Below are 12,516 nucleotides of genomic sequence, written 5' to 3'. Positions count from 1 at the left end.
AGGAAGGCGACCAGGCGGGCGATGCGGGTCGCGATGAGCGTCGCGAGCGCGATCCCGACCAGCAGACCGGCGACGATCAGGATGCTCATTCGGTCCACCATCGCTCGATGTCGGGCAGCAGCTCCTGCAGGGTCCGCGCGCGGTAGGTCGGCTCGCCCTCGCCGAGCCCGAAGCGGTCGACGAACGCGGTGGTGGCACCGAGCGCAGTCGCCGGCTCGAGGTCGTTGCGCCAGACGTCGCCCACCGCGAGCAGCCGCTCGGGCGGCAGGTCGCCGAGCAGCCGGTCGAGCACCGCGGGAAGGCCGCCTGGCTTACGCGCGTCCCCGACGAGCTCGTCGAGCAGACCCGCCAGCCCGAGCCGGTCGAGCACCGGCTCGATGCCGTCGACCGGCGCGTTCGTCACGAGCACGCAGCGCACGTCCGCGGGGCGCGCCGCCAGCAGGGTGGCGAGCCCGGGAGGCGCGGTGACGCTCGCCGCACCCGCGTGCAGCGCCTGCCGGCTCGCGGCGTACGCGGCCGAGCGGTCCGCCTCCGGCACGCCGTTCGTCGACGCCCAGTCGGCGACGAGCGCATAGCCGTCGCGGTGGCCCTCGCCGGTGCGGGCCCACGCGGCGAAGCGTGCGTCCGCCTCGTTCCCCGCGACCCCGCGGAAGTACGCGAGTACCGGCTCGTCGCCGACGGCGACGGTGCCGTCGAAGTCGAGCACGACGATGCGTCGCGGGGACGAAACAGAGCCGGAACGCATCGTCCGTACGCTACCCGCGCACCACGCCAGGAGGAGGAACGGCATGAGCACGGTCGACAAGAGCAGCGCGGGTCTGGGGGAGCGGCAGTACCACATCGGCGTCGCGCCGGGCGAGGTGAGCCGGGTGGCGCTGCTGCCCGGGGACCCGTTCCGGGTCCCGCTGGTCGCCGAGTTCCTGACCGACGTGCAGGAGGTGGCCCATCGCCGCGAGCACCGCACGATGGTCGGCACCTACAAGGGCATCCGGATCACGGCGACCTCCACCGGTATGGGGTGCCCGAGTACCGCGATCGCCGCGGAGGAGTTGATCCGGGTCGGGGTCACGAGCCTGATCCGCGTCGGGAGCTCGGCGGCGGTGCAGCCGGGCATCCGTCCGGGCGACCTGCTCGTCAGCGAGGGCACCCTCCGCAACGACGGCACGACCGCCGCGTACGTGCACCCCGGGTACCCGGCCGTGCCGGACCTGCCGATCACCGTCGAGCTCGAGCGGCAGGCGGCGCGCATCGCCGAGCGGGAGGGCGGGCGCTCCTTCAACGGCATCAACGCGAGCGACGACGCCTTCTACGCGGAGGGCCCGGAGTGGATCGAACGTCTGCGCCGGGAGGGGATCCTGAACATCGAGATGGAGTCCTCCGCCCTGTACGTGGTCGCCCGGCTCCGCGGCGTCCGCGCCGGCATGGTGTGCGCCTGCTCGAGCAACCTCGTCGACGGCGCGAGCCTCTACTCCGGCACGAAGGACGCGCTGCAGGCCGGCTGGGCGGCGAGCATCGAGGCCGCACTGGAGACCGCCGTCGCGCTCGAGCTCGGAGAGCCCGCGTGACGGGGGAGGCGAGCGGCGGTGCGGGCCTCGACCTGCACTCGCACCTCGAGGGTCGCGTCCGTCCGGCGACGGCGGCCGAGCTCGCCCGCAGGCTGGGCGCGCCGGAGCCCGACCGCGGCTGGGCGGCGGCGCTCCGGCTGGAGGAGCCAGGCGATCTCACCGCGTACCTCGCCTGCGTCGCCGCGAGCTACCCGCTGTTCCAGGACCCGGAGGCGGTGCGGCGGATCGCGTACGAGGCGGTGGTCGACGCCGCCGCGGACGGGCAGGCGCACCTCGAGCTCCGCTTCGGTCCCGCCACCCACGTCACCGACCGGCACGGCTTGGACGAGGTCGTGCGGGCGGCGGCCGATGGCGTCCAGGAGGGCGCCGCCGCGACCGGTGTGCCGGCCGGGATCGTGATCGCCGCCCTCCGGCACCACGACGCGGAGACGAACGAGCGGGTCGCGCGCGCCGCCGCACGCGCCGCGGGCTCCGGCGTGACCGGGTTCGACCTCGCGGGCGACGAGTCCCGCTGGCCCGCGCACGAGCCGTTCGCCGCTGCGTTCCGGATCGCCGCGGCCGCCGAGCTGGGGCTGACGTGCCATGCGGCGGAGGCGGCGGGCGCCGCGGCCGTGGCCGACGCGATGCGGGTGCTGGGCGTCCGGCGCATCGGCCACGGCGCGCATCTCGCCGAGGATCCGGAGGCGCTGCGCCGGGCCGCAGACGAGGGCGTGGTCATCGAGATCTGCCCCACCTCGAACGTGTGGACGGGGGCCATCCCCCGGGTGGAGGCGCATCCGGCCAGGGCGTTCCTCGCCGCCGGCGTCCGCGTGGTGCTCGGCGACGACAACCCCGTGCAGACCGGGTCCCCGCTGTCCGCCGAACGCGCGGTGCTGCGCGAGCGGCTCGGGTTCACGGCGGCGGAGCTCGCGCGCCTCGACGCCGACGCGCTCGACGCCGCGTTCCTCACCCGCGACGAGCGCCGTTCGGCCGCGGCCCTCCTCGGGAGGCGCTGAGGCGGCTCGGGTCGCGGTCCCACGATCGTGACGGGCCGGAAACGCCGGTGAAACGCACCGTGGATACCGTCGCCGGGACACAGCACCCCGCCCCCAGCACCCCGAGGATCCGCATGCCTGCACCGCTCATCCCCGCCGCCTTCGACCGTCGGTCGTTCCTCCGCATCGGCGGCGTCGCCGCCGGTGCCGTCGGCACCACAGCCCTCCTCGCTGCGTGCTCCAGCGCCAGCGCGACCGGCTCGTCCGGCAGCAGCTCGAGTGGCGCCGCCGCGAACTTCGGCACCATCGCGGTGCAGCTCTCCTGGATCAAGAACATCGAGTTCGCGGGCGAGTTCTTCGCCACCGAGAACGGCTACTACAAGAAGGCCGGCTTCGACGCGGTCACGCTGCTCGCGGGCGGCTCCGGCAGCACGACGGCGGAGGAGATCGTGATCTCCGGCAAGGCGCTGGTCGGCCTGTCGTCGCCCATCGGCACGGTCCCCTCCGTCCTCAAGGGCGCGCCGCTCAAGATCATCGCGACGACGTACCAGAAGAACCCGTTCTGCCTCATGTCGCTCGAGGACGGCACGCCGATCCGCACGGTCGCCGACCTGAAGGGCAAGAAGCTGGGGGTCCAGTCGGGGGCGAACCAGACGATCATCGACGGGTTCCTGAAGGCGAACGGCCTCTCGAAGAGCGACGTCACCATCGTGACGACCGGCTTCGACATCGCGCCGCTGATCTCCGGCAAGTACGACGCGCACATGTCGTACATCACGAACGAGCCGATCCTCGCCGCGTCCGAGGGCAAGAAGCCCGTCATCCTCGGCTTCGCGGACAACGGCCTGCCCTTCGTCGCGGAGACGTTCACCGTGCTGCAGGACACCATCGACACGAAGCGGGACCTCCTGAAGGCGTACCTGAAGGCGGAGATCCAGGGCTGGACCGACGCGGTGAAGGACCCGGCCAAGTCGGCGGACCTGGCGGCGAACAAGTACGGCAAGGGCGCGAACTTCGGCAAGGACCTCGACGTGTCCGAGCAGACGAAGGAGGCGACCGCGCAGAACGGGCTCGTCCTCACGGCGGACGTGAACACCAACGGCCTGTTCACGATGACGCAGGACCTCATCGATCAGAACATCAAGTCGCTCGCCGCGATGGGATACGACATCACCGCCGACAAACTGTTCGACCTGAGCATCCTGGAGGAGGTCTACAAGGAGAACCCGGACCTCAAGACGACGTTCACCATCCCGTCGGCCTCCGCCTCGAGCTGAGCTCGGCAGCACCACAGCGACACCGCACGAGGGAGAAGGTCCCATGACGGACATCGTGACGAGCACCGCGGTCGCGACGTCGGACCCGGCGGCGAACCCGGAGCTCGCCTCCGGGGTCAACATCCAGGGTCTGACCAAGACCTTCTCCCTCGGGCGCAGGTCCGTGCAGGCCCTGTCGAACGTCGACCTCGGCACGAGGAAGGACTCGTTCCTCTCGCTGCTCGGGCCGTCCGGCTGCGGCAAGTCGACGATCCTCCGGATCCTCGCCGGGCTGGAGACGCCGACGACCGGGTCGGTCGTGGTGAACGGCCGCACCGCGGCGGAGATCCAGCGCGACCACTCGATCGGCATCGCGTTCCAGGACTCGGCGCTGCTGCCGTGGCGCACGGTCGAGAAGAACATCCGCCTGCCGCTCGAGGTCGCGGGCATCCGGGCCGACGACTCGCTCGTCGACGGCCTGATCGACCTCGTCGGGCTGCGCGGATTCGAGCACGCGAAGCCGGCGCAGCTCTCCGGCGGCATGCGGCAGCGCGTCTCCATCGCCCGATGCCTCGTGGTGCAGCCGAGCATCATGCTGCTCGACGAGCCGTTCGGCGCGCTCGACGACATGACCAGGCAGCGGATGAACGTCGAGCTGCTGCGGATCTGGACCGAGCGGCCCGCGACCACCCTCATGGTCACGCACGGCATCAGCGAGGCGGTGTTCCTCTCCGACGTGGTCGCGGTCATGAGCGCGCGACCCGGCCGCATCGCGGAGGTCGTGGAGATCGACCTCCCGCGGCCGCGCGTGCCCGAGCTGATGCGCACCCCGGAGTTCCACGCGTACGTCGACCGGCTCTCGGAGATCCTGTTCGGGGGCAGGGGCGACGCCGATGACTGAGTTCTCGGAGGCGGCGTCGAGCGTCGTCGTCGACGGCGACGTGCCCGGCGACCGGCCGTCGCGCGGCCTCGGTCGGCGCCTCGCGGGCGCCCCCGCCTGGGTGGGCGGCGTGGTCGGCGTGGTGCTCATCGTCGTCGTGTGGGGCGTGGTCGCGGTCACGCCGTTCGGGAGGAACGGGGCGATCCCGACCCCGCTGGCCGTCGTCCTGCTGTTCGGCAGGGCCTTCGGCGACTCGTCGTACTGGAACGCGATCGCCGCGACGAGCCTCGCCGCGGGCGAGGGGTACCTGATCGGCAACGCGATCGCGATCGTGCTGGCGCTGATCGTGCTCCTGATCCCGCGGTCGGAGGGGCTCGCGACGCAGCTCGCGGTCGTCACCTCCTGCCTCCCGCTCACCGCGATCGGTCCGCTCGTCGCGATCATGTCCGACGCGGGCTCGCGGGTGACGAGCGTGTTCCTCGCCGCGCTCAGCGTGATCTTCACGACCGTGATCGGCTCGATCCTCGGTCTCAAGTCCGCGAACCGCACGCAGCTCGACGTGATCAGCGCCTACGGCGGCACCCGGTTCACGCAGATCCGCAAGGTGCGCCTCATCGCTGCCCTGCCGAGCCTCCTCGCCGCGCTGAAGATCGCGGCCCCGGCGGCGTTCCTCGGCGCCGTGCTCGGCGAGTACTTCCTCGTCGGCGTGGACTCGGGGATCGGCATCCTCCTGCTGAACGCGCAGTTCTACAACGACGCGACCCGGGTCTGGGTGCTGGCGCTCACCTCCGGCGGCGTCGCCGGGCTCGCGTACTTCGTCATCGACCGCATCGGCCGCCTGCTGACCCCCTGGTCGGCCGGCGACCGCAGCAGGAAGGCGGCGTTCTGATGACCGCGACCGCCGGCGCCGTGCGCGGCCCCGTCGTCTCCGCCTCGACGCGCACCGCGATCGCCTACACGGTGCGGCGCACCGGCGTGACGGTGGGCACGATCCTCTTCTCGCTGGTCGTGCTGCTGCTCGGGTGGCAGCTCGCGGTGAGCACGTCGCACATCTCCTCCTTCATCGCGAAGGGGCCGATCGACGTCTGGAACTACTTCACGCAGGACGGCGACGGCGGCACCGCCGCGGCGCACCAGCGCACCCTGTTCGCGCTGCTCGGCGTGACGCTCCAGGACGCCTCGATCGGGTTCCTCGTGGGCGTGCCGCTGTCGGTGCTCGTGTCCGTCGCGTTCACGATGTTCCGCCCCGTCGAGTTCATGTTCATGCCGGTCGCGATGCTGCTGCGCACCGTGCCGCTGCTCGCGATGGCGCCGGTCATCTACATCGTGTTCGGCAACGGCGCCGTCACCGCGGCGCTGATCGGCACCGTGGTCGTGTTCTTCCCGCTGCTCGTGAACCTCACGGTGGGGCTGCGTTCCGTCTCCCAGCAGTCCGTCGATCTCGTCCGCGTCTACGGCGGCAGCCGCTTCACCGTGCTGCGGAAGGTCGCGGTGCCGACCGCGCTCCCGCACTTCTTCGCCTCGATGCGGATCGCGGTGCCTGGCGCCATCACGGGAGCGATGCTCTACGAGTACCTGTTCACGACGACCGGGCTCGGCGCCGCCGTGCCGGCCGCGAAGGCCGCGTTCGACTACCAGCTGATCTGGGCCTCGACCGTGTTCGTCACGATCGTGTCGGTGGTCCTGTACACGATCACCGCGATCGTCGAAGCGGCCGTCCTGTCGGAGTGGGGTCCGGACGCCGGCAAGGCCTCCGGTCGCTGAGCCGGCCGTGCCGCACCGGATCCTCCTCGACACCGACCTCGGCTCCGATCCCGACGACGAGCTCGCGCTCGCGCTGCTCTGGGGCTCGCCCGAGGTCGACCTCGCGGGCGTGAGCACGACCTACGGCGACGTGGCGCTGCGCGCCGGGATCGTGCACCGCATGGCGGACCTGGTGGGCCGCCGCGTCCGGGCGTTCCCGGGGGAGCCGACCCCGCTGTCGGGGAAGGCCGTCTGGTGGGCGGGCACCGAGGGCGAGGCCTACGGCGACCTCGTGCCGTTCCCGATCCCGGCAGGCGGCGCGCACTCGGACGGGGTCGGCGTGCTGCTGGACGGCGGCGCGGAGGCCGAGCTGCTCGCGATCGGACCGCTCACCTCCGTGGCCGTCGCGCTCGACCGCGGGCTCGAGGTCGCCGGCATCACGCTCATGGGCGGCGACTTCGCCGACCCGGAGGCGGCCGAGCACAACCTCGCCTCCGACGTCGTCGCGGCGCAGCGGGTGTTCGCCTCCGGCCTCCCGATCACGGTGGTCGGCATCGATCTGACCCGACGGGTGCGGTTCGGGGAACCCGAGCTCGCACGGTTCGCGGCGTGCGGTGAGCTCGGCCGCATCCTCGCCGCGGAGATGCGCGCGTGGATGGTGCGCTGGGACGAGCCGTTCGAGGTGCCCCACGACCCGCTCACCGCGCTCGCGCTCCTCGAGCCCGAGCTGTTCACGTTCACCGACCCGGTCGGGGTGCGCGTGGCCGACGACGGATCGGTGCACCCGGAGGGGACGGGCACGGTCCGGATCGCGACGGGGGTGGACGTCGACGCGGCCCGGTCGTCGATGGCGGACCGCATCGCGCGCGGATCGACCCCGGTCGCGAGGTGACGAGCCCACCCCGCACCTCCGCCCGCCCTCTCCGCCGGTCGAGGTGCGAGCGCAGCGATGGGCCCACCGCCTGGGCCCCACCGCCGGTGTTCCCGGCGGAGGGAGGTTCCCGGGCGGGGGACTCGAGACCACCGGAACACGAACAAGGAGGAACGGGATGACGAAGCGGATGCGACTCGGTGTGTTCGAGGTGGCCGCGGTGCAGGTCGGCGGCACGCTCAGCTGGCCGCACCCGCGCAGCCGGTCGATCGAGTACCGGGACCCGCGGTACTGGGTGGAGGTCGCGAAGCTCCTCGACACCGCCGGGTTCGACTTCCTCTTCTTCGCGGGCGGCTACGGCTACCCGACCGTGCAGGGGCGCCTCCACCCGCTCTCCGTCACGGGCGGCATCAACTTCCCGGGCATCGACCCGAGCTATCTGATCCCGGTGCTCGCGTACGAGACGGAGCGGCTCGGCTTCGTGTTCACCTCCGGCACCGGGCTCGACCACCCCGTCCAGACGGCGCGCACGTTCTCGACGCTCGACCACCTGACGGGCGGCCGGGTCGGCTGGAACATCGTCACCGGGGCGTCGCAGGACACGATCGCGCGGCTCTTCGGGCACGACGAGATGCGGAAGCACGACGACCGCTACGACCAGGCGGACGAGTACCTCGAGCTCGCGCTGCGGTTCTGGGAGACGGCGTGGGACGACGACGCCGTGGAGGAGGACCGGGATGCGGTCCGCTACGCGGACCCGGCCAAGGTCCACGAGATCGAGTACACGGGGGAGTACTACCGGTCGGGAGGCTGGTACGCGACGCCGCCCTCCCCGCAGCGCACGCCCGTGCTGTTCCAGGCGGGCACCTCGGCCCGCGGCCGCGCCTACGCCGCGCACAACGCCGAGTGCGTGTTCGTGCAGGGTACGACCGTCGCTGCGACGAAGGCGAACGTCGCGGACATCCGGGCCCGTGCCGCAGCGGAGGGGCGCGATCCGGACGCGATCCGGATCATGGTCGGCGTCACCGTGACCGTGGGCGAGACGCACGAGGCGGCGGTCGCGCAGCGGGCGGAGTTCGACGCCCTGCAGACCGACGAGGTCGTGAACGTCCTCTACTCCGGCAACACCGGCATCGACCTGCTCTCGCTCGACCCGGACCGCTCGCTCGAGCAGCTCGTGCCGGAAGGCGCGGTCGGTCAGCTCGGGCAGAGCAACATCGACCGCTTCCTGCCGAAGGACGGCTCGCCCGCGCCGACCGTGCGGCAGATCCTCGACCAGCTGAAGGGGCGAGGAACCCGCGGCTTCCAGGTGACCGGGTCGGTGACGGAGGTCGCGGACGAGCTCGAGTCGTTGATGGACGAGACGGACCTCGACGGGTTCCTCCTCGAGCCGATCTTCGCGCCGGCCGATCTCGAGGACTTCGCCCGCTGGGTCGTCCCCGAGCTGCGCCGCCGCGGTCGGCTTCCGGAGGAGCCCTCGACTGGGACCCTCCGCGAGCAGCTCATCGGCTCGGGCCCGCACCTGACGACCCACTTCGGCACGAGCCTCACCCGCTGAACACCTCAGACCTCCGCGCTGTCCCTGTTGCCCGGGCGCCCCCGGTGGGATCAGGCACCGCGCGTCGATCCAGGGCCGCGGGGGAGCCTCGCGAAGGCGGCGGACCGGCTCCGCACGGGCGATACCCTGAGAAACATGGCTGAAACCCCCGATTCCCACGCCGCTGTGGACATCAAGCCGCGCTCTCGGGTCGTCACCGACGGGATCGAGGCGACGACCTCCCGCGGCATGCTGCGCGCCGTCGGGATGGGCGACGCGGACTGGGACAAGCCGCAGATCGGCATCGCGTCCTCGTGGAACGAGATCACCCCCTGCAACCTGAGCCTCGATCGGCTCGCGCAGGCGGCGAAGGAGGGCGTGCACGCGGGCGGCGGCTACCCGCTCCAGTTCGGCACGGTCAGCGTCTCCGACGGCATCTCCATGGGCCACGAGGGCATGCACTTCTCCCTCGTCAGCCGCGAGGTCATCGCCGACAGCGTCGAGACGGTGATGCAGGCCGAGCGCCTCGACGGCTCGGTGCTGCTCGCGGGCTGCGACAAGTCGCTGCCGGGCATGCTGATGGCGGCGGCGCGGCTCGACCTCGCGAGCGTCTTCGTCTACTCCGGCTCCATCGCCCCCGGCTGGGTGAAGCTCTCCGACGGCACGGAGAAGGACATCACGATCATCGACTCGTTCGAGGCGGTCGGGGCCGTCAAGGCCGGGAAGATGAGCCTCGACGACGCGAAGCGCATCGAGTGCGCGTTCGCGCCCGGCGAGGGATCGTGCGGCGGCATGTACACCGCGAACACGATGGCGTCGGTCGCGGAGGCGCTCGGGATGTCCCTGCCCGGGTCGGCCGCTCCGCCCTCGGCGGACCGTCGCCGCGACTACTTCGCGCACCGCGCCGGCGAGGCCGTGGTGAACCTCCTGAGGCGGGGCATCACGACCCGCGACATCATGACGAAGCCCGCGTTCGAGAACGCGATCGCCATCGTCATGGCGTTCGGCGGCTCGACCAACGCGGTGCTGCACCTGCTCGCGATCGCGCACGAGGCCGAGGTCGACCTCACGATCGACGACTTCAACCGGATCGGCGCGAAGGTGCCGCACATCGGCGACCTCAAGCCGTTCGGCCGCTTCGTGATGAACGACGTCGACCGGGTCGGCGGCGTGCCCGTCGTGATGAAGGCGCTGCTGGAGGCGGGCCTCCTGCACGGCGACTGCCTCACCGTCACGGGCAGGACGGTCGCGGAGAACCTCGCGGAGATGGACATCGCGCCGCTCGACGGCACGGTGCTCCGGAAGCTCGACGACCCCATCCACGCCACCGGCGGCCTCACGATCCTCAAGGGCTCGCTCGCGCCGGAGGGGGCCGTGGTCAAGACCGCCGGCTTCGACGCCGCCGTGTTCGAGGGCCCCGCCCGCGTGTTCGAGCGGGAGCGGGCCGCGATGGACGCACTCACGAACGGGGAGATCGCCGCGGGCGACGTCGTCGTGATCCGGTACGAGGGCCCGAAGGGCGGCCCCGGGATGCGGGAGATGCTCGCGATCACCGCCGCCATCAAGGGGGCCGGGCTCGGCAAGGATGTACTCTTGCTCACCGACGGCAGATTCTCGGGCGGCACAACCGGCCTGTGCATCGGCCACATCGCGCCGGAGGCGGTGGACGCAGGTCCGATCGCCTTCGTGCGAGACGGTGACCCGATACGGGTGGACATCGCCTCCCGCACGCTCGACCTCCTCGTCGAACCGGCAGAGCTGGACGCCCGTCGAAACGGCTGGGCCCCTCTGCCGCCCCGGTACACCCGCGGCGTGCTCGCGAAGTACTCCAAGCTCGTGCAGTCCGCCGCCGTCGGCGCCGTCACCGGCTGACGCCGCGCGGACCCGCTTCCGTCATCGAAGGAACCCCTTGTCCTCTCCGACCTCCCCGACGCCGTCCGCGGTGCGCGCCCCGGTGCGCGCCGCCGGCGGCGAGCAGCACGCCACGCGCGCTCCCGAGCCCGAGCTGATCACGGGCGCGGAGGCGGTCGTCCGCACCCTCGAGCTGCTCGGCGTCACCGACGTCTTCGGGCTGCCCGGCGGCGCGATCCTGCCCGTCTACGACCCGCTGCTCGAGGCGAAGACCCTCCGGCACATCCTCGTGCGCCACGAGCAGGGCGCCGGCCACGCGGCCGAGGGCTACGCCTCCGCCTCCGGCAGGGTCGGGGTCGCGATCGCCACCTCCGGCCCCGGTGCGACCAACCTCGTCACCGCGATCGCCGACGCGTACATGGACTCGGTGCCGCTGCTCGCGATCACCGGCCAGGTCTTCTCGACGCTCATGGGCACCGACGCGTTCCAGGAGGCCGACATCGTCGGCATCACGATGCCGGTCACGAAGCACTCCTTCCTCGTGAAGCAGGCCGCGGACATCCCGCTCGCGCTGGCGTCCGCGTACCACATCGCCTCCACGGGCCGCCCCGGGCCCGTGCTCGTCGACATCACGAAGGACGCGCAGCAGGAGGTGGCGCCCTTCGTCTGGCCGGTCAAGCTCGACCTGCCCGGCTACCGCCCCATCGCGAAGGTGCACGGCAAGCAGGTGCAGGCGGCGGCGCAGCTGCTCGCCTCCGCGGAGCGTCCCGTCCTCTACGTCGGCGGCGGGGTCGTGCGCGCCCACGCCGCGGCGGAGCTCCGCGAGCTCGCCGACCTCACCGGCGCGCCCGTCGTCACCACGCTGATGGCGCGAGGGGCGTTCCCCGACAGCCACCCGGCGAACCTCGGCATGCCGGGCATGCACGGCACGGTGCCCGCGGTGCTCGCGCTGCAGGAGGCGGACCTGCTCGTCGCGATCGGCGCGCGGTTCGACGACCGCGTCACCGGCAAGGCGTCGCTCTTCGCGCCGGACGCGACGGTCGTCCACATCGACATCGACCCGGCGGAGATCGGCAAGATCCGCGTCGCCGACGTCCCGATCGTCGGCGACGCGAAGGAGGTCCTCGGCGACCTCTCCGCGGCGTTCCGCGACCTCGGCGCGCACTCGGAGCAGCCCTACGCGGCCTGGTGGTCGCGGCTCAGCGACCTGCGCCAGCAGTACCCGCTCGGGTACACGCCCACCTCCGACGGCCTCCTGTCTCCGCAGCACGTGATCACGCGGATCGGCGAGCTCTCCGGGCCGGAGGCGGTGTACGCCTCCGGTGTCGGCCAGCACCAGATGTGGGCCGCTCAGTTCATCCGCTACGAGCGGCCGAACGCCTGGCTGAACTCCGGCGGCGCCGGGACCATGGGGTACGCCGTGCCTGCGGCGATGGGCGCCAAGGTGTCGCAGCCGGACCGCGTGGTCTGGGCGATCGACGGCGACGGCTGCTTCCAGATGACGAACCAGGAGCTCGCGACCTGCGTCATCAACGACATCCCGATCAAGGTCGCGATCATCAACAACTCGTCGCTCGGGATGGTGCGGCAGTGGCAGACGCTGTTCTACGACGGCCGCTACTCCAACACGCACCTGAACACCGGGCACGGCACCAAGCGCGTCCCCGACTTCGTGAAGCTCGCCGAGGCCTACGGGGCGCTCGGCATCCGGGTGGAGTCGGAGGACCAGGTCGACGACGCCATCCGGCTCGCGCTCGAGACGAACGACCGCCCGGTCGTGATCGACTTCGTCGTCTCCGCCGACGCGATGGTGTGGCCCATGGTGCCGCAGGGGGTCGG

At 72.0% G+C, this 12,516-nt stretch carries 11 protein-coding genes; 10 read left to right on the top strand and 1 reads right to left on the bottom strand.

Features of this window, described 5'->3' with window-relative positions; all coding sequences use genetic code 11:
* Positions 1–85 precede the first annotated feature (85 nt).
* The gene (locus ACTHLI_RS05290) at positions 86–745 is read right to left on the bottom strand and encodes an HAD family hydrolase (protein WP_440182012.1); all 660 of its coding nucleotides are present in this window, start codon (positions 743–745) and stop codon (positions 86–88) included.
* A gap of 43 nt (positions 746–788) precedes the next feature.
* On the opposite strand from ACTHLI_RS05290, the gene ACTHLI_RS05285 reads away from it, so the two are divergent.
* From ACTHLI_RS05285 to ACTHLI_RS05240, 10 genes are all read left to right on the top strand, one after another.
* The gene (locus ACTHLI_RS05285; RefSeq protein ID WP_440182011.1) at positions 789–1,565 is read left to right on the top strand and encodes a nucleoside phosphorylase; all 777 of its coding nucleotides are present in this window, start codon (positions 789–791) and stop codon (positions 1,563–1,565) included.
* The gene (gene add / locus ACTHLI_RS05280; protein WP_440182009.1) at positions 1,562–2,560 is read left to right on the top strand and encodes an adenosine deaminase; all 999 of its coding nucleotides are present in this window, start codon (positions 1,562–1,564) and stop codon (positions 2,558–2,560) included. Before ACTHLI_RS05285 ends, add begins: the two co-directional genes overlap by 4 nt.
* A gap of 113 nt (positions 2,561–2,673) precedes the next feature.
* On the top strand, positions 2,674–3,816 hold the full coding sequence (locus tag ACTHLI_RS05275; protein WP_440182007.1) for an ABC transporter substrate-binding protein: 1,143 nt from the start codon (positions 2,674–2,676) through the stop codon (positions 3,814–3,816).
* 43 nt (positions 3,817–3,859) lie between these two features.
* Entirely contained in the window at positions 3,860–4,696 is an 837-nt protein-coding gene (locus ACTHLI_RS05270; protein ID WP_440182006.1) for an ABC transporter ATP-binding protein, read from the top strand.
* Entirely contained in the window at positions 4,689–5,564 is an 876-nt protein-coding gene (locus tag ACTHLI_RS05265) for an ABC transporter permease (protein WP_440182005.1), read from the top strand. The genes ACTHLI_RS05270 and ACTHLI_RS05265 overlap by 8 nt, the downstream gene beginning before the upstream one ends.
* On the top strand, positions 5,564–6,439 hold the full coding sequence (locus ACTHLI_RS05260) for an ABC transporter permease (RefSeq protein ID WP_440182004.1): 876 nt from the start codon (positions 5,564–5,566) through the stop codon (positions 6,437–6,439). Before ACTHLI_RS05265 ends, ACTHLI_RS05260 begins: the two co-directional genes overlap by 1 nt.
* 7 nt (positions 6,440–6,446) lie before the next feature.
* Positions 6,447–7,310 (top strand): nucleoside hydrolase, encoded by an 864-nt coding sequence (locus ACTHLI_RS05255; RefSeq protein ID WP_440182003.1) that lies wholly within the window; start codon positions 6,447–6,449, stop codon positions 7,308–7,310.
* Positions 7,311–7,467: 157 nt separating this feature from the next.
* Positions 7,468–8,847 carry an NtaA/DmoA family FMN-dependent monooxygenase gene (locus tag ACTHLI_RS05250; RefSeq protein WP_440182002.1) on the top strand — a complete coding sequence of 460 codons (1,380 nt, stop codon included), beginning with the start codon at positions 7,468–7,470 and terminating at the stop codon, positions 8,845–8,847.
* Between the two features lie 135 nt (positions 8,848–8,982).
* Positions 8,983–10,698, top strand: coding sequence for a dihydroxy-acid dehydratase (gene ilvD, locus ACTHLI_RS05245; protein ID WP_440182000.1), 1,716 nt, complete (start codon positions 8,983–8,985; stop codon positions 10,696–10,698).
* A gap of 82 nt (positions 10,699–10,780) precedes the next feature.
* Positions 10,781–12,516: acetolactate synthase large subunit (locus tag ACTHLI_RS05240; RefSeq protein WP_440182042.1), on the top strand; the 1,736-nt coding region annotated here is incomplete at its 3' end.

The sequence above is a fragment of the Amnibacterium sp. genome, assembly GCF_051956055.1.
Taxonomy (GTDB): domain Bacteria; phylum Actinomycetota; class Actinomycetes; order Actinomycetales; family Microbacteriaceae; genus Amnibacterium.
This window is presented reverse-complemented; position numbering and strand designations above follow the sequence as displayed.

Excerpts from the sequence above, each read along its gene's own strand:
- ACTHLI_RS05290 (WP_440182012.1), bottom strand. The coding sequence starts at position 745 with ATGCGTTCCGGCTCTGTTTCGTCCCCGCGACGCATCGTCGTGCTCGAC.
- ACTHLI_RS05285 (WP_440182011.1), top strand. The coding sequence starts at position 789 with ATGAGCACGGTCGACAAGAGCAGCGCGGGTCTGGGGGAGCGGCAGTAC.
- ACTHLI_RS05275 (WP_440182007.1), top strand. The coding sequence starts at position 2,674 with ATGCCTGCACCGCTCATCCCCGCCGCCTTCGACCGTCGGTCGTTCCTC.
- ACTHLI_RS05270 (WP_440182006.1), top strand. The coding sequence starts at position 3,860 with ATGACGGACATCGTGACGAGCACCGCGGTCGCGACGTCGGACCCGGCG.
- ACTHLI_RS05265 (WP_440182005.1), top strand. The coding sequence starts at position 4,689 with ATGACTGAGTTCTCGGAGGCGGCGTCGAGCGTCGTCGTCGACGGCGAC.
- ACTHLI_RS05260 (WP_440182004.1), top strand. The coding sequence starts at position 5,564 with ATGACCGCGACCGCCGGCGCCGTGCGCGGCCCCGTCGTCTCCGCCTCG.
- ACTHLI_RS05250 (WP_440182002.1), top strand. The coding sequence starts at position 7,468 with ATGACGAAGCGGATGCGACTCGGTGTGTTCGAGGTGGCCGCGGTGCAG.
- ilvD (WP_440182000.1), top strand. The coding sequence starts at position 8,983 with ATGGCTGAAACCCCCGATTCCCACGCCGCTGTGGACATCAAGCCGCGC.